The 20,526-nt window shown below is 43.7% G+C and carries 31 protein-coding genes; 5 read left to right on the plus strand and 26 right to left on the minus strand.

Annotated elements, in window-relative coordinates; all coding sequences use genetic code 11:
- Window positions 1-107: 107 nt before the first annotated feature.
- From NBH16_RS21820 to NBH16_RS21840, 6 genes are all read right to left on the minus strand, one after another.
- A complete protein-coding gene (locus tag NBH16_RS21820) occupies window positions 108-374 on the minus strand; it encodes a hypothetical protein (RefSeq protein ID WP_250789063.1) in 267 nt (88 codons plus the stop codon).
- Between the two features lie 247 nt (window positions 375-621).
- Window positions 622-1,200: a KilA-N domain-containing protein gene (locus NBH16_RS21825; RefSeq protein WP_022192451.1), complete on the minus strand. Its 579-nt coding sequence runs from the start codon at window positions 1,198-1,200 to the stop codon at window positions 622-624.
- A gap of 64 nt (window positions 1,201-1,264) precedes the next feature.
- Complete coding sequence (locus NBH16_RS23340; RefSeq protein ID WP_022192452.1) at window positions 1,265-1,399, minus strand: hypothetical protein; 135 nt, start codon at window positions 1,397-1,399, stop codon at window positions 1,265-1,267.
- Between the two features lie 355 nt (window positions 1,400-1,754).
- Window positions 1,755-1,985 (minus strand): DUF6722 family protein, encoded by a 231-nt coding sequence (locus NBH16_RS21830; protein ID WP_022192454.1) that lies wholly within the window; start codon window positions 1,983-1,985, stop codon window positions 1,755-1,757.
- A 149-nt stretch (window positions 1,986-2,134) separates the two neighbouring features.
- Window positions 2,135-2,539: a type II toxin-antitoxin system HicB family antitoxin gene (locus tag NBH16_RS21835; RefSeq protein WP_195605580.1), complete on the minus strand. Its 405-nt coding sequence runs from the start codon at window positions 2,537-2,539 to the stop codon at window positions 2,135-2,137.
- 60 nt (window positions 2,540-2,599) lie between these two features.
- Window positions 2,600-2,785 carry a type II toxin-antitoxin system HicA family toxin gene (locus NBH16_RS21840; protein WP_195605581.1) on the minus strand — a complete coding sequence of 62 codons (186 nt, stop codon included), beginning with the start codon at window positions 2,783-2,785 and terminating at the stop codon, window positions 2,600-2,602.
- A gap of 238 nt (window positions 2,786-3,023) precedes the next feature.
- Here NBH16_RS21840 and NBH16_RS21845 point away from each other — a divergent pair, with 238 nt between their 5' ends.
- Complete coding sequence (locus tag NBH16_RS21845) at window positions 3,024-3,461, plus strand: HU family DNA-binding protein (protein ID WP_022192455.1); 438 nt, start codon at window positions 3,024-3,026, stop codon at window positions 3,459-3,461.
- Window positions 3,462-3,575: 114 nt separating this feature from the next.
- On the plus strand, window positions 3,576-3,800 hold the full coding sequence (locus NBH16_RS21850; RefSeq protein ID WP_009018470.1) for a DUF4248 domain-containing protein: 225 nt from the start codon (window positions 3,576-3,578) through the stop codon (window positions 3,798-3,800).
- Window positions 3,801-4,027: 227 nt separating this feature from the next.
- Here the strand turns inward: NBH16_RS21850 and NBH16_RS21855 are convergent, their stop codons facing one another.
- From NBH16_RS21855 to NBH16_RS21895, 9 genes are all read right to left on the minus strand, one after another.
- A complete protein-coding gene (locus NBH16_RS21855) occupies window positions 4,028-5,725 on the minus strand; it encodes a hypothetical protein (RefSeq protein WP_229103434.1) in 1,698 nt (565 codons plus the stop codon).
- Window positions 5,709-6,314 carry a hypothetical protein gene (locus tag NBH16_RS21860; RefSeq protein WP_048928121.1) on the minus strand — a complete coding sequence of 202 codons (606 nt, stop codon included), beginning with the start codon at window positions 6,312-6,314 and terminating at the stop codon, window positions 5,709-5,711. Before NBH16_RS21860 ends, NBH16_RS21855 begins: the two co-directional genes overlap by 17 nt.
- 80 nt (window positions 6,315-6,394) lie before the next feature.
- The gene (locus NBH16_RS21865) at window positions 6,395-7,327 is read right to left on the minus strand and encodes a hypothetical protein (RefSeq protein ID WP_250789064.1); all 933 of its coding nucleotides are present in this window, start codon (window positions 7,325-7,327) and stop codon (window positions 6,395-6,397) included.
- The gene (locus NBH16_RS21870; RefSeq protein WP_009018466.1) at window positions 7,328-7,996 is read right to left on the minus strand and encodes a hypothetical protein; all 669 of its coding nucleotides are present in this window, start codon (window positions 7,994-7,996) and stop codon (window positions 7,328-7,330) included. It abuts the gene before it with no gap.
- Window positions 7,997-8,017: 21 nt separating this feature from the next.
- Complete coding sequence (locus tag NBH16_RS21875) at window positions 8,018-9,283, minus strand: hypothetical protein (protein WP_121961696.1); 1,266 nt, start codon at window positions 9,281-9,283, stop codon at window positions 8,018-8,020.
- Window positions 9,284-9,288: 5 nt separating this feature from the next.
- Window positions 9,289-9,693 (minus strand): peptidase S49, encoded by a 405-nt coding sequence (locus NBH16_RS21880; RefSeq protein WP_122145328.1) that lies wholly within the window; start codon window positions 9,691-9,693, stop codon window positions 9,289-9,291.
- A 6-nt stretch (window positions 9,694-9,699) separates the two neighbouring features.
- On the minus strand, window positions 9,700-10,584 hold the full coding sequence (locus tag NBH16_RS21885; RefSeq protein WP_122103728.1) for a S49 family peptidase: 885 nt from the start codon (window positions 10,582-10,584) through the stop codon (window positions 9,700-9,702).
- 57 nt (window positions 10,585-10,641) lie between these two features.
- Window positions 10,642-11,088, minus strand: coding sequence for a hypothetical protein (locus NBH16_RS21890; protein ID WP_122368653.1), 447 nt, complete (start codon window positions 11,086-11,088; stop codon window positions 10,642-10,644).
- 117 nt (window positions 11,089-11,205) lie between these two features.
- A complete protein-coding gene (locus NBH16_RS21895; RefSeq protein WP_250789065.1) occupies window positions 11,206-11,676 on the minus strand; it encodes a hypothetical protein in 471 nt (156 codons plus the stop codon).
- Between the two features lie 157 nt (window positions 11,677-11,833).
- On the opposite strand from NBH16_RS21895, the gene NBH16_RS21900 reads away from it, so the two are divergent.
- Window positions 11,834-12,031 carry a hypothetical protein gene (locus NBH16_RS21900; protein ID WP_250789066.1) on the plus strand — a complete coding sequence of 66 codons (198 nt, stop codon included), beginning with the start codon at window positions 11,834-11,836 and terminating at the stop codon, window positions 12,029-12,031.
- A 233-nt stretch (window positions 12,032-12,264) separates the two neighbouring features.
- Here NBH16_RS21900 and dnaG read toward each other — a convergent pair whose 3' ends face one another.
- The 11 genes from dnaG to NBH16_RS21955 all read right to left on the minus strand — a co-directional run bounded on the left by dnaG (window position 12,265) and on the right by NBH16_RS21955 (window position 19,333).
- Window positions 12,265-16,233, minus strand: a complete 3,969-nt coding sequence (gene dnaG, locus NBH16_RS21905) for a DNA primase (protein WP_250789067.1) — start codon at window positions 16,231-16,233, stop codon at window positions 12,265-12,267.
- Window positions 16,230-16,634: a hypothetical protein gene (locus NBH16_RS21910; protein WP_022192464.1), complete on the minus strand. Its 405-nt coding sequence runs from the start codon at window positions 16,632-16,634 to the stop codon at window positions 16,230-16,232. The genes dnaG and NBH16_RS21910 overlap by 4 nt, the downstream gene beginning before the upstream one ends.
- Before the next feature lie 254 nt (window positions 16,635-16,888).
- Window positions 16,889-17,077 (minus strand): hypothetical protein, encoded by a 189-nt coding sequence (locus tag NBH16_RS21915; protein WP_022192465.1) that lies wholly within the window; start codon window positions 17,075-17,077, stop codon window positions 16,889-16,891.
- Complete coding sequence (locus NBH16_RS21920) at window positions 17,074-17,280, minus strand: hypothetical protein (protein WP_227713731.1); 207 nt, start codon at window positions 17,278-17,280, stop codon at window positions 17,074-17,076. Before NBH16_RS21920 ends, NBH16_RS21915 begins: the two co-directional genes overlap by 4 nt.
- A complete protein-coding gene (locus NBH16_RS21925) occupies window positions 17,256-17,630 on the minus strand; it encodes a hypothetical protein (protein WP_022192467.1) in 375 nt (124 codons plus the stop codon). The genes NBH16_RS21920 and NBH16_RS21925 overlap by 25 nt, the downstream gene beginning before the upstream one ends.
- The gene (locus NBH16_RS21930; protein ID WP_022192468.1) at window positions 17,623-17,829 is read right to left on the minus strand and encodes a hypothetical protein; all 207 of its coding nucleotides are present in this window, start codon (window positions 17,827-17,829) and stop codon (window positions 17,623-17,625) included. The genes NBH16_RS21925 and NBH16_RS21930 overlap by 8 nt, the downstream gene beginning before the upstream one ends.
- Before the next feature lie 10 nt (window positions 17,830-17,839).
- A complete protein-coding gene (locus NBH16_RS21935; protein ID WP_250789068.1) occupies window positions 17,840-18,097 on the minus strand; it encodes a hypothetical protein in 258 nt (85 codons plus the stop codon).
- 22 nt (window positions 18,098-18,119) lie between these two features.
- Window positions 18,120-18,467 carry a hypothetical protein gene (locus NBH16_RS21940; RefSeq protein WP_250789069.1) on the minus strand — a complete coding sequence of 116 codons (348 nt, stop codon included), beginning with the start codon at window positions 18,465-18,467 and terminating at the stop codon, window positions 18,120-18,122.
- Between the two features lie 6 nt (window positions 18,468-18,473).
- Window positions 18,474-18,833: a response regulator transcription factor gene (locus tag NBH16_RS21945; protein WP_022192471.1), complete on the minus strand. Its 360-nt coding sequence runs from the start codon at window positions 18,831-18,833 to the stop codon at window positions 18,474-18,476.
- Window position 18,834: 1 nt separating this feature from the next.
- Window positions 18,835-19,077 carry a hypothetical protein gene (locus tag NBH16_RS21950; RefSeq protein ID WP_022192472.1) on the minus strand — a complete coding sequence of 81 codons (243 nt, stop codon included), beginning with the start codon at window positions 19,075-19,077 and terminating at the stop codon, window positions 18,835-18,837.
- A 1-nt stretch (window position 19,078) separates the two neighbouring features.
- On the minus strand, window positions 19,079-19,333 hold the full coding sequence (locus NBH16_RS21955) for a hypothetical protein (RefSeq protein WP_022192473.1): 255 nt from the start codon (window positions 19,331-19,333) through the stop codon (window positions 19,079-19,081).
- Between the two features lie 154 nt (window positions 19,334-19,487).
- Between NBH16_RS21955 and NBH16_RS21960 the strand changes: the two genes are divergently transcribed.
- The gene (locus NBH16_RS21960) at window positions 19,488-19,859 is read left to right on the plus strand and encodes a helix-turn-helix domain-containing protein (protein ID WP_022192474.1); all 372 of its coding nucleotides are present in this window, start codon (window positions 19,488-19,490) and stop codon (window positions 19,857-19,859) included.
- Window positions 19,860-19,944: 85 nt separating this feature from the next.
- Window positions 19,945-20,211 (plus strand): hypothetical protein, encoded by a 267-nt coding sequence (locus tag NBH16_RS21965; RefSeq protein WP_250789070.1) that lies wholly within the window; start codon window positions 19,945-19,947, stop codon window positions 20,209-20,211.
- Window positions 20,212-20,526: the final 315 nt, after the last annotated feature.

Raw genomic sequence — 20,526 nt, forward strand, 5'->3', positions numbered from 1 at the left:
GTCTTTTAATGCTAAAATTAAGGCGTTTAGAGCTGCTTTAAGAGGAGTAACGGATATAAAATTCTTTCTTTTCAGACTTACAAAGCTGTATGCTTAATCCCCCAGGTTTATCGGGTGAGCCCTCCTTTCTTCGCTGAGTTATAAACGAACCAAGCTACGATGACCAGCGGTAAGAACGCCGGAGATAGCATGGCTAATAAGGCTATTGTGTACATTTTAGCCTCGTAAATGGATTCACAGGAGGCGATACCAAGAGGTAAGAGGTTGTAGACCTTTTGGGCGGTAGCCCAAGAAAAGAAACCCGTTTCGTGGGTGGACGTTGATTGTAGGGTACTATTATTCCCCGGCAAACAAATGTTCGGTTGTTTGAGCATAACTAACATTGTTTGTTTGGGGCAGGAAAAACAAAAAACGGTCTCGCCTGTCCCTTTGCTCTACACCAACCAGGCAGTTACGGCCATTAAGCCGTATCAAGGGGGTACGAAACCGCTATATTATATATACGTATAGTATGGACACAAAAAATGCCGATACAAATATGTTCGGCGGTTACCCGCCTGGTCGAAATAGAGCACTGCAAATATGGGGAATTCTCCCCACACTTGCAATACTTTCCCCTGATTATTTCTTTTCTTCCTCAAATTTGATAATCATCTGCTTGTATTCTTTGATCCGCTTTCCTAATTGGGAGAAGCGGCTTTTGGTTTCTTTCTTCTCTGTTTCTTCCAGTTGGAACAGCTCTTGTATTCTCTTATCTGCGTTCGGGTCTGTGGAAAGTTCATTTTTTAGTTTTTCTATTCTAAGTTTTCGATTTGCAGCCTCCTTTAGCTTTGCTTTAACTTGGATGTACTCACCAAAAAGAATTTCGTCAATCGTTTTGTACACCCACACTTCAAACTTAGGACTTAGCCATGCCGCAAATTTTAGGGCAACGCTACGTTCCATCCATGTACCATTGTTGCGACCACCATTTACGACTTTTACTAGTTTCCCTTCAGGTGAAAATTCATTTTCAGACCGCAGATCTGCGGTCTGACAGTAGGCTTGAATGTATGCTTTTGTACTGTCAAGACGCAAAAAGCCAAATACGTCTTTTTCAAAAATCTTTGCCATCTCTGTTGCATTTACCATAACATTTTCATCTGCATTAATATCGAATGCAATTCGATTGTTCTCGAAATTTAATACCTTTGTTGCCATAACCTTAACTTTTTAATTGTTTATGATTGGCGGGGAGGAAAATCCCCGCCTTTTGTTTTTGTACTTATTGCTGATTTATCATTTCCTCCAATAGAACTTCTATTTCCTCTTCTTCCTCTCTTTCAAGTTCTTCCGTAACTTGTGCCCAATAAGCTTCATCATGAAGTCTGTTTTTCTTTGTGTTTAATTCTGTTTCCATATTTTTAAACTGTTTATGATTGGTAATAAATATTAAATATTGTGCAAAGTAAAATATAGTATTCTGATTATCAAATGTTTAAATAAATATTTAACATTTTAATCGCAAATATTTAACATTTCGGGCATAAAAAAGCCCCGCCGGGGATACCGACAGGGCATATAATGGGGGAAAGTTTTTGGATGGCAAAGAAAAAGCCGGCTTTTATTGGGCCGGCTGGGGAATATTCCAAAAAGAATTTATCACATGTTCTCTATCCATCGTTTTCCGGATGGTGTATAAGTATACGCTAATATGCCTACGGCAACAATAGCTACAACGGTAAAAAAAACAACTGCTATCTGCATATTATTTATTATTTTAAGATTCTATATCCAATCATCGCAAAGGCAACCGTACCGATGAATCCCATCGCAAAAAGATAATTAGCCATGCTTGGTATCTCATCCTCTATCTCTCGGTTAAGTAATGAGGCTGCTACCCCTAGCACCAAAGCCGCAAAAGTCAACTTGGCCATATCAAAAAAGAACTTGGCGGTTGTTTCCTTTCTTACTTTACTTTTATCTAATTCATTCTTGGTTGCCATGTCGCAAATATGGTGAAAGTTTTTGGGATGGCAAATGTTTAGGGGATATTTATTTTCCAAACTAAAAAAGAGGATGACCTCTTTTGATCATCCTCCCGTTTTTGTCAATTAACTCTTTGATTTTATATTGGAGCCTCACGGCTGGAATATTAGAACTTAACTTGTCTCATTTTTTCTAATATGGAATTGTAGCGTGATTGTATGAGTGCCTTTTGTTTATCGGAGGCCGTCACGATTCGCCCCTTGTATTTTCTCATCAAAGCCTCGTTGATGCCAATTTCCTTGGCAAATTTGCTGGCGTTGATAAAGGGAAACGCCTCGAAGAAACCGCTTAGGTCGTATCGGTAATCCACGGTATAGCCATCAGCGTACCATGCGGGTTGTTTACCGTGCTTCTCCTCATAATACTCCGCTTGTTCCTCTAGTACGGCGATGAAGTCCTCTTTTGCCTCCTGTTCCGTAAGGCCGTAACCGTATGCTCCGTTAACATCCTCGGAATAGATGGAGATTCCTCCATCGTTTGCCTTCTCGATAATTGCTTCAATCGTTTTCATAAGAACCTTTTTTTATTTAGTCAATTAAAAGCACCCGTCGTTTAGACGGGTGCGGTTCTTTTACTTCTTTAACCCTGCCTTCTTCATCATACTGTCTAGAGTCCCTTTGGGAACTTCTTGTGTCTTATGACGACCGACTGGGATAAAGTAGTCAAAGTCGGGATGGACATATTTGTAATGCCCTTTCCCTTTTTTGATTGTCCAGCCTGCTGACTCAATCAATTTGTAAAACTCTGAGTACTTCATAAAATCAAAGAACGTTTTTAATTGACATTGCAAAAGTAACGATTATGTTCCATGCTCGCAAATAAAGTAATGATAAAAAGAACATATTTGTTTCTTTTTAACAAATTATCCCTTTATATCCTTATATAGCCTTACATCGCTGAGTAAACCCTAACATCCTATAATCACCATATCCCACCTTTGCCCCCGTGATCACGACACAACTATCTATTATTCACTTCAAAACAATCAACAAACAATGGCTACAACTTACAAATTAGTGCAGCGACGGGACATGCACAAGGGAGCGACTGAAGGCGATAAGCTTTATTACGCACAGGCGAAATCTACGGGTACTAGTGATATGGAGCGTCTTTGCTCCATGATTGGTGAGCGTTCTTGCGTATCCAGCGCAGACGTGAAAGCGGTGCTGGACTCGCTTATCTACGTGATGAAGCTGGAGATGTCGGACGGCAAGATCGTGCAGCTGGGTGAGTTCGGTAATTTCCGTATCACGTTCGGTAGTGAGGGGACGAAGGTGGAGAAGGATTTCAACGCCACTAAGATTCGTCGTCCTAAGTACACCTTCTCTCCGGGTAAGGCGCTTCGCTCGCAAGCGAAGGTATTGCGATTCGAGAAGGTAAGCGTGGAAAAAGGCGAAGGAGGAAACGACTCCGAGAGTCCGGACGAGATCTAGGCTAAAAGCACGCATCGTTTGAGGGAGAAGGGCGCATCGTTTTGGAAAAGAGGGTGCGTCCTTTTTTTATGAGGTTAGTATTCAGTATATTTGATAATTTATAAATAGAGAAGGATGGACAATGAGAATTTTAAGATAAGGGCTTACGGATTGCAGGAGCTAGGCATTCAATATTTCCCGAATAGCGCACCAGCTTCGGCCTCGATCCAGCTAAAGAGATGGATTAATCTAAACAAGGCGTTACTTTATGAGATTACCGAAGCCGGGTATCATTCCGGGCAACGCTTACTCACGCCACGGCAAGTACAAATCATAACAGCGCATTTAGGGCCTCCATAACAGGGGCTCTTTTTTTGTCCCCGCATATTTCGCAACGGTTTCTCATTGTTGAAATGTTAATTTATTGATACTTAATAGTTGCGCACCTCTCAAGTAGCGTTTTTTTCTCAAAGCGTGCGAAAGCACCCCGCAGCGCCCTACAAAAAAAATGCGGGCGCAAGTTCAATTTTTCACCTTATCTGCTGCCTCCCTCAGACAGATCACGCATGAAATGCGTCTACAGATTTTTAATGAAGGAAGATGATTCCGGATTCTGCGTACGCAAGTTCAGGCATAAAGAAATTCGCACCGACAAACAATGTATCCCATGCGTCGGTAATGTGTGTCTTGTACTCATCCGGGTTATCGGGGCTGTCTTCTGTAGCTTCCGGCGATTTGTCTTTCTCGAATCCGTTCTTGCCTACTTTCACCGCTGTTTGCTCCATGGCGAGTTTGAGGAACTCGTTGTTGTATTTATTGAAAACAGGATAAAGGAGCGTCGGATCATGCTTTAAGGCCCGGTCTATTTGCTCGTGCCTCCAGTCGTGGCGGCTTACCTGTCCGATATAGATATCGGTGATATCCCAACCATATTCCTTGAAGATCCGGATGATGGTATCTTGATAGGACTCGGAGTTATTGCCGGTAGTCCACGTGAAGGTCTGGTCATAAAAGAAGATGATATCACGTTTGAGCTTGTATTTGTAGTATTCGCAAACCTGACGAGCCAATTCATCCAGCTTATCGGGGGTCTTGACAAAGAAGCTCTTTAGGGTACGTAATTGATGGCCTTGTACCTGTCCGATACATGCGGTATTGATTGCGGAGTTACTATCGAAACCGATTAGCAAGGGAGCGTCCATATCCAGATCCCCATCGGCTAGGCATCCGGCCAGTCGCAGCCGGTTCCAGTCCGCTCCCATGCTACCCATGTAGCGAGTATCGCCGGGGGTATAGAAATGGTAATCGTTCAAGGCCGAATAGAAGCCATTAGCGACACGGAACAGGCGTTCGTTCATGAACGCGGTACGCCATATAAGGGAAGGGACGTTGCGGTACATTTGCCAAATGTAATCCTTGCCTACGACTTCCATGTTATCGAAAATATCATACTCTCCGTAATATACCGTGTACTCCCGGGTCTTGCCACGCATAGGTTTGACAGGTGCTTGATACTTACGGGCCAACATTAAGTCATGGCGTAATTCTTTGTATTTGCGTTGGGTGTATGATGTTTGTTCCGGAAGGCGCTCGGTTAATTTCATTTCCCGGTATAGGTTCCGGATCAAGTTGATATGAACCGGATTCATGTCGTTGATCTTATCCAATATCCAACGTCCGGCTTTTAAGGTTGGCATATCCGTGGAATAGAGAACGGAATGATGCCAAGGGCATTGGTTGAAATCTTGCAAATTTCCCCGATTGGCGGGATCAACCTCGGATTTTATCTTATCGTAGTCTAGGAATTTCGCCTCCGGACCGATTACCCAATCTAAGGACATGGAGTTCGCTGACATCCCTTGACTGAAGGAGAGTACGACCAATACGGTGCCATTCCAGAAATGAATGCAATTGCCCCATGCGGTCTGAAGCGGCGGGCGCTTGGGCTTTCCGAAGTTGGCGGACAGGGGTGCCTTGCGGCCAACAAAGAAATGAATGCCCTCGATATAGCCCCATTCGGCGAGAGCGTGAATAATCGCCGGTAGCGTATTACCCCAAGCCTTGGCATAGGATGGAGAGATTAAAGCCCCGGTAGAACCCGGCATGGACCAAACATTCCGGATGATGAAGCGTGCGTCCAAACCCTCGGATTTACCGGTACCACGGCTACACACCCAATACTCGTCGTGGGCGGCGATCGCCATTCCCATGCGTTGCATCTTATTGAAAAACTTGCGTTGCGCCTCTTTCGCTTTACGGGTGAAAGGTTCAGTCATCAGTGCCATAGTCGTCTGTAATGGGTTCAATATCTACGATATCATGATCTTGCTTGAACAATGCCCGGAATGATTTCCTTTCTTCTTCAAGATTAGGGATAGGCTTGAAATCATCTCCCATTAACGTGACATCATCGGATGGCTCAAAGCAGGGTGGTTCCCAAGCGCTTCGATCAATGTCATCGTCTTCTTTATCGGAGCGGGTGTATTTACCGATCTTGTCCGCGTTGGCGGCGATACCTTTGGGGTCTTTGGCTTCCCGGGCGATGCGGATACCTTCCTTGGCGGCCTCGATCACCATGTAACGATACCAGTTCTTGCCGGCTAACTGTACATTTCCTACGAGTCTCCGGATAGCGGCCAGATCACGGTAAGCGGTGGCTTGTGATACGGGCTCACAACTGCCGTCGCAACCGGCCATCAGGAAAGCGATCAGGTCTTTGTCAGCTGTCATGGGGTCTTCCAATAACTTGGAAACACATAACATCCAGCGATCTTTTTGCATAAGCTCCCGGCAGGAGAGAAGGCTTGCCGCTTCTTCATGCCCTTTGAAAAGTACCGTGGCTATCTTGTCGTATGATGTTAGTTCCTTGTTCATTCTTTCTAAATAGGTTATGATAAAGGGGAACAGCCAATACCTTATGGATTGTCTATTCCCCTTCATTATGGAAGCAAGATTTATTTCAAGTTATCCAGTTCCGCCAGCTCACGTTTGTAATAAGCCAAGCGTTGTTCTGATTTTTGCCGGAGGTTAAGCTTTCCGTTTTTCTCATGTTGGGCGATAGAGGTTTCCGTGCGCCGGATATTCTCCCTCAGTCGTTCGATCCGGTTGGCGATCTGCATACCTTTCAGCAATTGATCGGCCGGGAGCTCCTCGGTTTTTTGAACCTCGGTTTTTAACTGGATCTGCTTACCCTCGGCCCAAGCGTCGATCTGGTCCCATAGCTTGGTACGGCGGCTCCAAAGCTCATGCACCTGATCGGCGATCGGCTTGCGTTGCTCCGGAGTAAGGGCCTCGTTCTGCATCTCCGTGAATAAGGCGGCGTACAAGGGGGTGATCTGGCGGACCTCGTCGAAGATCGTACGGATGTTATCCGGAAGGGAGGAGTATGTGGCGATCTTCGCTCCGGGCCGTAACAGGGCGAATTGATCTTGCAGTTCTTGCAACTCTTCCTGCGCTTCCTCCAGCTCGGCTTGCAATTGATCGATCTCTCCGGATTTATCGTCATTGTCTTCCTCCAGCTCGGTGATCTTGTCTTGTAGCTTGAATAGCTCGGATTCTTTCACGAGGATTTCTTTTAAGACTTTATCGCCTTTTAGCTGATCCGCTGTTTTCTCGATCGCCTTTGTTGCCGCGACCGCTGTTTTCAAGAGTATCGAACCCCGTTCGGAGATTGTTATCTGGGGTTGGGCCGACGATAGGCGCGCTACGGTTGTCAACTTATTCACCAATACGGTGAAATGGGAATCGAACTGCGGAACCTCCTTTACCTCGCTAAAGAAAGCGATATACTTCTTTCTCATCTCCTCCGGAGCTAGAGCTTGAAAAAGCGCTAGACCGTCCGCGTATTTACGCTTACGGTCCGCTAACCAGTTTTGTAATGTTATCATTTAAGAACCTCCTTCCGGTGGAGTAGGAGCTACCCCGGTGAATAATGCGTCTATATCGATAGGCGTTCCCATGATAATCATAGGGGCGGGGCTATCGGCCTCGAAAGTGAAGGACCAACCTCTTTTGTCGGCCGCCGCCTTGCCGCCGTCGAAAGAGGCGGTAACCGTACAAGGATAGCCGGGCTGTCCGATAAGCTGCTGGCTCTCGTTGTCCTCGATGATCAAATAGCCGGGCGTATTGCAGATCTGCCGGGCGAAAGCGGCGGCTTCCACTTTCTTGCCGGGGTGGAAGAACTCGCCGCTGATCTTGTAACTTTTACAATCTGTCTCGCCTTGAGACTCCGCTTTGTATCCTACGGTTGCCCGTGTCGCGTAAATAGGTGTCGGTTTACCTCCCGACTCTAAAAAGGTAAAAGCTCCTGTCGCCGTCACGAAATCGGCTGTGGCCTTGGCCTCTTTGGGGAGCGTGGGGACGACAGAGACTGAGGTTTCCGGAATAAAGGCGATACGACCTTTATAACCCCCCATATTGTCCGCTCCGGCTGGCCATAAAACAGGGCCAAACGAGGCGCACATCACATAATCCGCCGGAACGTCCGCCCCCATGAAGAGGACGGATAGCACCGCTAGCAGAAACAATACGGACAAAACTTTTCTGAAATCTTTCATCGTTTTATTTATTTACTGGTTTTACGATTTGGTATAAGTACCGGAAGCGGTGAAGTCCTCTCCATCGGCTACCGTGACTTTCACGTCTGCCGGCTTGGTATAACCGGCGATATCCTTGAAGGATACGGTTTGCTCACCTTTGGGTATGCCTAAAAGGGTAGCTCCGCTTCTCATCCACTCGCCGTTCTCGCCCACCTTCCAAGCGGCACCGGCTTCTATGGCCTCGTCGCTCTCGATCGTGACGGTCAGGGCGGCACCGGTTACGTAGTCGCCCGCTAAATCAACGCCCTCATTGGTGAACTCGTTAATCTGGAATACCTTCGGATGGATATCCTGAAAGCGGGTACCGTACCCGGCTTGTAGCCAGAACTGAACCTCGTTCGGGTCCTCGAAGATATCGCGGATCTGGACGAACCGGGTCGCCTTCTTCGTATTCACGCCAAAATCCAGCATTCCGGGACGGATTAAGATCAAGGCCTGCCCTGTTCCATATGCCTCATGGGTGACAGGTTCCAGTCCCGGGAACTTGGCGTCGTCCTTGACCGCCTTCCAAAACTCCTCGGTGGATGGGCGGGCGAACGCTTTTGTCTTTTGCCGGTAAGCCTCCTTACAGATCAACTCGATCTCGTTGGCATAATACAGGATCGCTTTACGGCGTAAGAAAGGATGTGCCGCACGTAAGAAGTTGACCAGACGATCGTAATCATCTACACCGTCACCACTGCCAAACGTACCGGTACGTACTAGGTTACGATTCGCCATGGTGATATCCTTCGTTGTCTTGAAATGATCGATCCAAGGGAAAAATCCGGTGAAAGAACTCATCGGGCTATACACATTGTCGTTTCTTTCGGCGAAGAAAGCGGAGAAAGTGATATCCTCCGAATGGCTGATGATGTGATTATCCACCACGAATTTCTCCATGGGGTGTTTCTTTACCGTATGGTCCACCTTCTCCCCGGCGTTGGAGAGAATACGTTTCTCCGTATAATTTAAGATGTTATCCTTCAAACGAGAAACGGTAAGTTCCGGTTTGATGGACATCTCTACCAATTTACCGATTTCATCGGGATACTTAATCTCGGCCCCGGCTTTATATGGGCCGGTGTGTCCGGCTTTGCGGCGAGCGTTCACGATCACGTCCTCATTCTCGATCTCGATCACGTTGAGCTTCATGGCCGCGGCGAACTCCTGAAACGTGAAATAGGGAAGGGTACGCAACACGTTATCGTAATCCTTCGCATAACGATTCAGTTTCTCAATATCTAAAATTCCTTGTTTTGCCATCGTTCTTAGTGTTTAAAAAATCCTGTTTTCTCTGCCTCGGCCATGATAGCGAGGGTATCATCCTCATGCTTATCGGCGAAATCCTTGATATCTCCGGTCTCCGCGGTCGGCTCTTGCTTTACTTTTGCTTCCGGCTTTTTGCCTGCCGGTGTTCCCTTTAGCTCTGCCACGTCTGATTGAAGTTGCTCAATCTGTGTGTCTTTCTCTTTCAACTTTTCTTGGGCGGTCGATAATTGCTCCTGTAAGTCGGAGGTATTACCGGTGCTCTCGATCGAATCGAGCAGCTGATCCACTGTTACGTCTTCCGCTTTCATGTCCGGGTTATCACCCAGTACCTTATTCAGAAGCTTGTCCCAGTTGTCGGCCGCTTGTTTCATCGCATTGTACGAATCATCTTTCAACCACTTCATAAATCACTATGTATTAAAATAATTAAGAACATTCTCGAAAGTATCTATCTCATCGATCATACCGATGTCCATGGCCTCCGGCGCGAAAAACATCTTACCGGTGGCCCATTTACCTTGATCCTCATTGATCACGCCTACCCGGGCGTTAGCGATACTGGAGATGAAATTCTCGTTATACGTATCGCATACTTTTTTTAGCGGTTCCGTATCTCCCTGCAGAGCCTTGTGAAATTCTTGGTTCTTGTCCGTGGATTTGGAGGCATAGATATCGATCAACTTGATTCCCATCTTGGCATAATACTCGCTGGTATCAACGATCGTCATATAGGTACCCACGCTTCCGATCCGGCAGACGTTGGAGTTCGCTACGATCTTGTCGCAACAGGAGGCGATGCCATAGGCGGCGGACGCTACGAAATCATTGCAGAAAGCTACGACAGGTTTGTTTCGGCTGTTAATCGCTTCCTGCATGATCCGGCATCCCATTCCCTCGCCTCCGCCGGAATCGATATTCAAGACGATCGCCTTGATATTATTCTCGTTGTAGCATCGGTTTAGGAGATTCGCCTTGGTAAGCATTCCGGATGGACCGCATTCTTGGTCGTATTTCGTGATCGCCCCGTTGATGTTCATTATGGCTACGGAGTTTTTGGGTGCGTCCTCGGGTGGAGACCATCCTCCATACTCGCTGATCTGGTATGCGCCATTTTTTAGGGAGGCGAAAAGCAAGGCGTTATCCTCGGTCGGCTCTTGTTCGGAAGAAGCGTTCCGGGGTTTCCCGAACATCGCTTCCGGCTTGGTAAGAAAAGATGCGATAAGGGGGAAATAATTCGCCGCGAAGTTTTCCTCGACGAACCATACTCCCCCCAGAATGTTGTGTAGATAAAGCATATCTTCCTTTTTGATGGCAAGGATATACTTATATATATGTATGGTAAAGGACTTCGGTCAATCAATCAGTTGAAGTTGCGGAACCAATTGCTTTCCGGATAACGAGATTTTGTATCCCGAGAAACCGCTAGGATCGCTGGGGTGCAACACCTCGAATTTGCATTTTAAGGGAAAACGATCCGATCCGACCACGAATGTATCCCCACTAAAGTGTTTATACTTAAAGATCGCCGTGAGGTGGTTCAATCGTTCGCATTTTTGCCATAGATCGCTGGTCATATATTGACGGGGTATTTGCAAGGAACCAGATACATTATATAGAGTACCTGATTCACTTTCTTGTGGCTCAACCTTGATAGAGGTTCCATATCTCCCCGGGTGAAGGTTGATCCAGCCTCCGGACTTGAGTCCAACTTTTACTTTGTCTGCCTCTTGAGACACGCTCGCTATTTGCATCGAGAAAGCGAACCACGCATCGGAGATACCTCCCATATTGTCTGCCATAACCTTAGTTTTTATTTGTTTATCAATAATATCTGATCATAATGGATACACTTGGAATTTTATTCCTCCCAAAAGGGACAAATCGATACGCTTGGTCGGAGTGAAAAACACTCGTATTTAACTTTTATTGTACGAACGTTTCTCTTTTTGCTTCCTAGTTCGGTCCCTCCAGCGATAGTAGTTCTTTTTTAGAGCGTCCTCGCTGATCCCGTTGATATCGAATTTGCGCATAAAGGAAAAAATACTTTCGATATACTGTATCCCATACATATGCTTGTTATAATCTATCCATTCGTGCAGCTCGGCCCAGAACATCAACTCTATCCGTCGCTCAAGGATTCGCTGCGAGAGTTCGCTAAGATAGTTGTAGTAAGCCGGATCTTTTCCACATCGTCTGTCCGGCAAAGCTATTTCCAGCGTTCCTTGCTCCAAAGGGCAGGAGGCCGGGCGCTTGGATGTCAGATCAAACAGGGTATGATACAAATCTGTCTTGTCCGGAAGGGTTATCACTCCTTCCCGGCAATCATTGAATTTTCCACGCATGTACTCCTCCAAATGCTTTTTTATGCTTATCTTTACTGTCACCATATCGATTTTCTCTCTTCTTATAGGCTTTTTTACTCTATTTTCCCTATGTGTATGTGTTATATTTTGCGGCCAACACGTCAACAGACCAACAAGAATTATAAAATATGATGCTAATTTACTATATTTCAATGATATAATTGATAAAACACCAAGAAATATGCGACCAACAAAAAATAGAGCTTGTTGGTCACCTCTACCAACCGTCAACAGTGCTTCATTTTTCCCTGAATTTAGAATTATTGCCAACAGTGACCAACAAAAAGAAAACGATGACCAACAGGAAACAACAGCCTACTTCTATTTAATTAATATATATATTATTGATTATTATACATTTATCTTATATCTGTTTTGAAATGTTTCATCTTTTGTTGGTCTGTTGGTCTGTTGACCACTTTTTCTATCCTTTATAGGGTTTCAAAACACGCAAAACTTGCTTATTTCTTTTTTTAATTTCAGGGGGTCCGGGGGAAATAGATGAATAAAGATAGAACCGGCTTCCCGGATGTGCTGGTTGTCCATGGCCTCCAATAGCCAAGCTATATCCTAGAAAGTCGGTTCTATGCGATTTTAAAATACTATCAGTCGTTAAAAGCGGAATCCCGGCTCAGTCTCCGGAGTCTGATCGTAGTTTTGTACGTCTCTTTCGAAATCGACATCGAGCAAGTCTCTGAGAATATCGTAATTGAAACAAACTGCCGAGGTATTACTCTCTTTGTTCACCATAATACGTTTCATGCTGTTATCTATGGTGGGTTCTCCCGCCGGGTTTGCTAGAATGTCTCCTTTTGGGACTTCTTTCACCTCTTGCCATCGATAACGAGTGGAACGTACTTTGCCAATATAGGCCTCGTTACTTTCGAAATAGGTATTTAAGGATTGAAGAGAGAACGCCTCACCTTTTAGCTGCTGGGTATACATAGGATAGATATTTGTCATGTTTAGATATAAAACACGGGTATCTATGGGCTCTAGGTTTTTTATTTCCGTATCCCGGCCTTGTTTCTTAATTGTTACCTTTCCCGGTACCTCGATCTTATAGTCTCTACCTTGAACTAGGCTTCCTGTATCGATCAAGAAGTTGAGTATACTGAAGAAGTTGAACATCTTATTTGAGGAACTAATCGATTCTACTTGTTTGATCACTTTCGCTATTGCGATTTCGAAGAACTGTTCTGCGGTAAAAGGTAGTTGCAAGGAGGTATGTTCTTCCACTATACGACAAACGGAAACGAACATTGATACCGTCTCGAGTATACGAGAGAGGCCATCCGTGTTTTTAACGGATACCCGTACCTCATCTTTCAAGGATTTAAAGACCTCGTCGTATACTTTCTTATAATGTTGCAAGATGCTATTTCTGCACGCCAATATCTCAAGGAGGACGCTATGTAGTCCGGATTCCTCGTATCCTTTCAACTCATTGAAGATTTCTTCTTCCAATTCAGACCGATCGTCACGTTTCGGTACCTCGCAAATGATACATCGATTTGCGAGAGAGTTGTCATCCTGTTGGGGGCTTTCTTGGCCCATGATAACAAGAGCTGCGTTCACTTGGCTACTATCGATCTCCTTACTTACCGCATCCTTACGTTTCTGCTTGCCTTCTCCATCATATACAGCGGATTTCAAGGCTTGGAAAATCACAGGGTTTATTTGCGTGTCGTTATACTCTTCGAGCATGATCGGGATATTCCGGTATCTCTCCAGCCAAGAGAACAAAGCGGCGGGGGTTCCGGAGTTTAGGTTGAATGCTGGTGCGTCCGGAGACATCGATAGAGAGCGGATGGAATAACCAACTTGTGATTTTCCGGAACCCGTCGGACCGATAAAGAATAAAGCCGTAAAGGTTCTCCTGACATTGTATATATCGCTACGGAAGGCACTCATGATCGAATATATGATCGCCCACATACCGTTATTGTTTAGCTTGTATACCTCGTTCATCAGTGAGGCCCACTTTTGGAAATTGATAGAACATCCCGCTTTGGGTTCCCGGTACTTGATAAAGCGATCCAGATAGTAGCGATCGCTATCCCGGCGCTCAGATGCGTAAATTTTAGAGAAAGCCGGGATATAATAGTATTGTTTATTGTGTTCCACTAATCCCAAATCTGATACGTATTGGAGTTGTTGTTTTCCATCGATATCATGGACTATAGCGTTACTGAAAGCGAAGAATCCTTCATCATACCAGCCAAACATACGAAGCTCAAAACACTTCTTGAACTTGCCCGCCCAACTATCCATGATCAAATCGAGATGGTTTTGTGTCCCATTGGAGAAATTGATATCACCTTCTTCCCATAAGCGTTTTTTAAAGGATGGGAGTGTGAGCATCTCTGCGCTGATCCACTCCATATAAATCGGATAGGGATAGTTTGCTTGAGTGAGTTCTACGATACGTTTGTTGGCTTGGCTTTCTTTATCGTAAACATGTAATAGTGGCTCAATATAGAAGTTTCCTACTCTCATAAACGATTTTTTACCATTAGCGAATATATATGCTAATTTTCTTCCATTCTTATCGAGATATGGGAAAAACTGATAGGCACGCCATAACCGGTTAATCGCTGGATCAGAGTCTACATAATCCGGGAGTCGGCTAGGATCGAACATGAGTGAGGCTCCATCTACTTGGAGTGCGTCTGAATTAAACCGGGCCTCTGATTTACGGATATCGAGATATGGTTTCAAGACATGTTCCAGAGCTGTTTTGGTGACCCCTAACATCCGGGCATAATCTGTAGTTTGGAAAGCTCGGGTGGTAGCATCCGCGTAGGATATCACTTCAGAGCATCTTTCTAAGGCTATTTTCTTTATATTCTCGGGAGATTCCCGGAATGTACTGTATAATCCGATATAGTATTCATTGAATCCAATCTCTTTCTCTGTGTCTACGAGTTTATAACGTTCTTCACCTTTCTCGTCTACATAACTTTCCCGCTCTCTTTTATATTTGCTCATGGAGACCGTGAAGCCGGTTCTTGTCAAGGAACGTAGAAATGAGAGCTCTTCCGGTTCGATCATGTTTTCTTTTACCTCGAATTTATCCCTGCAACGGATGATGGGAGATAGCCGGCGAAGCTCTTGTACCTCGGACACACCCGGGATACCTGTTATAAGGATGACCGGACAAACTCCCCATCCCTCGGAGAAACGATTGACAGACCAAGTAAGGGTGACTTGTTTGCTCCCGGTTTTTACAAGTTCCTCCGCTTCTTCCACGCCGGTCAATCCCGGTTGAGTAGATTGGGCTGGCACGTTTTTCTTACCTACGGCTTGTAGCTCGGCAACTAGATTTGTTATCAATTCCCCGTCTGCGTTAAATCGTTCGGCGAGGGATACGATATACGCTTGCCTTTGTAATTTATCTGGCACGACGGAAATACTTTGGGCGATAATCCGGAGAACCTCTGTTTTCCGGATCGGATCGTCCATCTCGCTTTCGAATGCTTTATAAATAAAGGAGATGAAGTCGGTCTCCTGCTTTTTCAAGAATTTGGCTAGTTTCTCAGTCCCCATCTTGCGGGCGAAACTGTCCGGATCTTCTCCTTCCGGAAGAAGAACGGCACGGACGTTCATGCCCTCGGCCAGCATGATATCCATGTTCCGGACGGAGGCTTTCATGCCGGCTGCGTCTCCATCATAAACGGCAGTGACGTTTCGGGTAAATTTCTTGATGATCCGGACTTGATCTAGTGTAAGGGCGGTACCGCTACCGCAGACCGTATTGGGATAACCGGATTGAACGAAAGAGAGTACGTCAAATTGACCTTCCACCAAATAGCATTTATCGGATTTCGATATCTCTTGGCGAGCTTGGTATATACCGAATAACGTCTTTCCCTTATGAAAAAGGGGAGTCTCCGGAGAGTTTAGATATTTACATTGGGTATCCTTATCCAAGGAACGGCCCGTGAAACCGATCACTAGTCCTGATAAGGAATAAAACGGGAATGTGATCCTATTTACAAATCGATCGAAGATCTTTCCGTCCTCTTTCCTTGTAATCAAACCGGCCTTCTCCATAGCCGCCATGTCATAACCTTTTTGAGAGCCTAACTCGGTCAATGCGGTAAACATGGATGAAGAGTACCCCGCTCCATATTTAGACAGGATATTCGGGGTGATTCCTCGTGTTTCCAGATATTCAGCGGCCTCTTTCTTCTTGAGGAAAGCCGTAAACGTTTCTTGGGCGAATGTGAGGCAGATTTGTAGGGCCTCCCGCTCTTTCGCTTTGTTCCGTTCATCGTCGGTTAGTTCCCGTTCGGGTACTGTTATGTTGTATTTCGAGGCGACTAGCTTTACCGCCTCGAAGAAAGATATCCCTTCGTGCTCTTTTACGAAGGTTATCACGTTCCCGCCTTTACCACATCCAAAACATTTCCAGATATTCTTAGCGGGGGATACGACTAGGCTTGCGTCCTTGTCCCCATGGAATGGGCAAACTCCCTTGTAATTTACTCCAGCTTTTTTTAGCTTAACATAATCACCTATCACGTCTACTATATTGGCCGTGTTGATGATATTATCGATCACGTCTTGAGGTATCATATTTCATCTTCTTTATTGTCGTTAAATAAATATAGTTGTCGGGCTTCGAAGGCCTCTTGTAAGGATACGCCTAGAGTTGTGGCTAGACGTAAATACTCTTGATCTGTGGGGCTTTCCTCCCCCCGGTATAATTTCCAAAACCGTACTTGGTTGATATTTACCGCATGCAAGAAAGTTGTTGTTACATTGAAATATTCCGGATTGACCAATTTAATCCGGAACAATTCTAGCACAAGGTTCCGTTTTACGGAAGGACGGTAAACGATATGGTTCCTATGGATATATAGTTTAACGGCTAACTCGGTCTTTCCTAGAATCTTCCCTATTTCCTTGAGAGTTATCTTCCCCAGATTCTCCTTCAATATTTTTTCTTGGCTTTCTGACCAGCGTTGTCTTTTCATGTCGTCTTATGAATTTATAATCTTGACTAAAATCATAGTCATAGTTTCCTTCTTGAATGAACATACAGACTATCTTTATAAAGAGTTCTCTGTTTTCCTCCTTAACCGTAGCCTCGAGAGAGAATGAACGATCTACTTTCATATTTAGAAGTTCATTATATACGCCGTTCACATATTCCCGGAATAGATCTACTCCCATTTTCTCTTTATAGATGGCGATCCAGTTCCAATCTGTCATTCGATACCGGGCGTAACTATCCATCGATTACCTCAATATTGTCAAAATCTGCGGTGTCAAAATCCAATGGTTCTCCAAAAAGAGGATTATCGGAGGTGACGCACGCTCCCGGAACATATAGGTTTAGTTCCAACCATTTCAAAAAATCCTCCCGATCGCAATTAACGGGAGGGCATTCTACTTCATATACGATTCTAGCTTTCATTGTATATTCTTTTCTAATTGTCTTTTCATGTCCATTACGATCCTATCGACACTTGATCTTTGATCGATAGGCTTCGTCGCCAAGTAAGTACATAAGCAATCATCTAGGATGACAGCTTCTTCCTGTGAGATATCCTGAATGATGATCTTGCCGTTTGAATCCGTTTCGATATACATGATCATTCCTCCTTCCTCTGTGCCCATATGTTGTCCATCTTGGCTAACTTATTTTGCATGTAGCTGCGAAGTAAAGTGGAACATTCTTCTGTATAGTCCGCAAATTTGCAAGCGAACTGGTATTCACATGTCCGATCAACATCACGAACGAATTTGCCGGCATGATTGATTATGGCTTTTATGTGCATCTTATCGGATTGGATAAATTGCTCGTCCTGCATTAATAGCCCTTGGATTTCCATAGCGGAGTTCTCTAGGATATCTGCCGCTATGAACATCATCCAAATCGGTAAAGCGTACTCCTGCGGAGTAGTATGCGCCAACTTTTTTCTTTTGGCGGTGGCTACAGCCATCGCTAAATAGTTCTTGTCATTCATCTTTTTTCTTTCCTCCTAAAATTTCCATGGCATGATTACACATCTTGATGGCCAGATATTGGAATAGCTTGGGAGATTTGTTTTTTGCGGGAGGTAAAAAATCCACATTCAATTTAACCACATCCCCATGTTGCGTGATGGTAATCACTGCCTTTGCTTGCTTGATTGCCTTGTAGGTCTTTTTATTCAATCGTTTCATATTTCTTTAGTTATGTAGTGTATACCATGAAATCTGATGGATCAGCAAACATTGATGCCCTTTTTTCTTGCCAATCTATAGTTACTACTATCCACTCTGAAGGAATATTCATATAGTCGAGTCCAATATATTTAGTAACCCAATGTATAGATATACACCCAGATTCATGTTGTACAATCTCAAGATCCTCTGGCTCACATTTTAAACGGCATCGAATTTCACTCTTGAGATCCTCTAATTTTTCTTTTGCTTGTTCCAATGTTATCATATTCAGTATATTTTTTAGGTTATTACAGAGAGTCTATCTGACTTGAATGTTTACGATTAATCTTTTGAAGAAAATCTTTACGACACTTCTCAGGATCAGCGGTGTAGGGGACGAGAATAACCGTTCGACAATCTATCCGGAGAGGAATCTTTCCTTCATCGTTACCGTTTGGTACGATAGGGGTTGGATTCTTTCCCATATCAGCCTTCGGTTTAATTACGGGAGGAGGAAGTTGTTTTTTTAATCCTAATTCTTTTACCAGCGCATACACCTTCTCCGGGCGTATGCCTAACATCTTAGCCATAAATTGACCGGTCAGTTTTTTGTAATTAGTACGAATGTACTCCTTTTGTTCTTCTAATGTTGCCATGGTATTTTAGTTATTGCGTAATCTGACGTATTCGATTCTAAATCTCCTAGAGCGAGTTCTATATCTACAGAAATCATTCCTGGATATATATTCGCTAGCGACGAATATTGACAATAGAGCAGAGGCCACTATTGATCTTGCCATTGGAGAAAGGTCAAATGAGATATTGAAGTTCGTGCAGAACCACCATGCGGAAAGCTCGTTGATTTTGCTGCAACCTACTTTCTTATACACCCTTTGGATAACATTGTCAACAGTCTTAATCTTGATCTGTAGCGCATATGCAACCTCCTTGATCGAGGCTCCCCAGGCGATACGTTCCGCAATTTGACTTTCTCGTCGTGTTAGTTCTGCATATTTGTTCATATCAAGCCGGTGTTATGTCCCAGATCTCGTTAGGATCAGTTATTTCATATTTTGCGAAAACCTTCTCAACAGCCTCTTTTTCCTGTACAGGAATATTGGTGATGCGTTTACGCTTTTGATAGTAATGTTGCTTGGTCTTTGTACCCAAAGCTTTCATCAAATCTTCCTGCAAAAGCATGTAGTCTTCATACTTAACCTTTCGCGTTCCTTTCAAAAATGAGTAATTCAAATTCAATGCTGCCATATTACCACTTGATTAAATATTTTTTCAATGTTACACCGTTTATTGTTTGGGTCAAGCGTAGTTCAACACTATATCCTAACCTAATTAGTTTGTCTATGTCCTCTGAAGTGAGAGCATATACAAAACACGTTTCTCCTCCTTGTTTTGCCCCTTTTGCTATTTCTTTAAGCGCTGGTTTCAAACGACTGTAGTTCTCTACTAATTTCCGTGCATCTTTCGCACTAAACCAATTAAGCCAAATCTTTATCTTTCTCATACTTCATGTGTTTATAGGGTGTTTACCCTATTGATTAATAAATCTGCTTTTGTTATCTTTGAAATGTTGAATGTTTAATACAGGTGCAAATGTGATGAATATTTATATCAATTCAAAATAATTTGATGTAAATATTCGTCAATCGTTCATTTTTATGGATAATGGAAGCGAAATAAAAGATAGACTATACATTCTTTCTAAAGAATTAGGGCTTAATGCAAGCCAATTCTCGGAAAGAATAGGCAAGGATCGTACTTATTTGTCTAATATAAGGAAAGAAATACAGACCGATGTGTTGAGGAATATTTTCATCGAATTTCCAGATGTGAATATATCATGGATTGTGACGGGGGAAGGTGAAATGTTCAATAAAACCTCTTCAATTGATAAATCGGATTCTCAGAAAGAGTTAATAGATCTTAAATGTAAGATTCGTGAGCTTGAAAAGAAAAATGAAAGTTTGATAGAGACGATTGGGTATTGGAAGGCAAAAGCAGGGGTTGATTTAAAGGACAAGCCTGCATGATGACGATGAGATACGGAGGAAAGTGGAATAAAGAAGGGGATGATATAGATTGATTTTTTATGTATAAATTTAATATAGAAACAACATGGAAAACAAAAGTATCTTAGATGGCATGACAATGTTATCTACATGGCATGAGAATGCAGAAAAAGCAATTACTAACGTACTTGTTGTATATAGTAATATATGCGACAAGTTTAAAAAGGATGATAAGTATGGGGAAGGGTTCGTGAATAATAATCAAGTTCTGATGGGGCAACTTACGTTAGCAGCGATCAAAGAACTAAATAAAGAAGAGAATACACACAGTAGCGGTGAACGAGTGAATAGTTCTAAACCGGAACTATTTTAGGACAAAATAGTATTATAGTGATTTTGTAATATTTTGATAAACAGATAAATAGATGCTAAGCGTTTACACAAAAGGGTCTTGGTACCCCGACTTAGAAAAAGGGAAATGGTTGGTATTCAACTGTTTCCCTTTTTTTGTGTCCTGCCCTTAAATCTAAAGGATAGTCAACGATTGTAATCAAAACAATTGTTCGGGCTCACCCGATAAACCTGGGGGATTAAGCATACAGCTTTGTAAGTCTGAAAAGAAAGAATTTTATATCCGTTACTCCTCTTAAAGCAGCTCTAAACGCCTTAATTTTAGCATTAAAAGACT

It is taken from the genome of Parabacteroides sp. Y3-G-102 (assembly GCF_023656845.1).
Taxonomy (GTDB): domain Bacteria; phylum Bacteroidota; class Bacteroidia; order Bacteroidales; family Tannerellaceae; genus Parabacteroides; species Parabacteroides distasonis.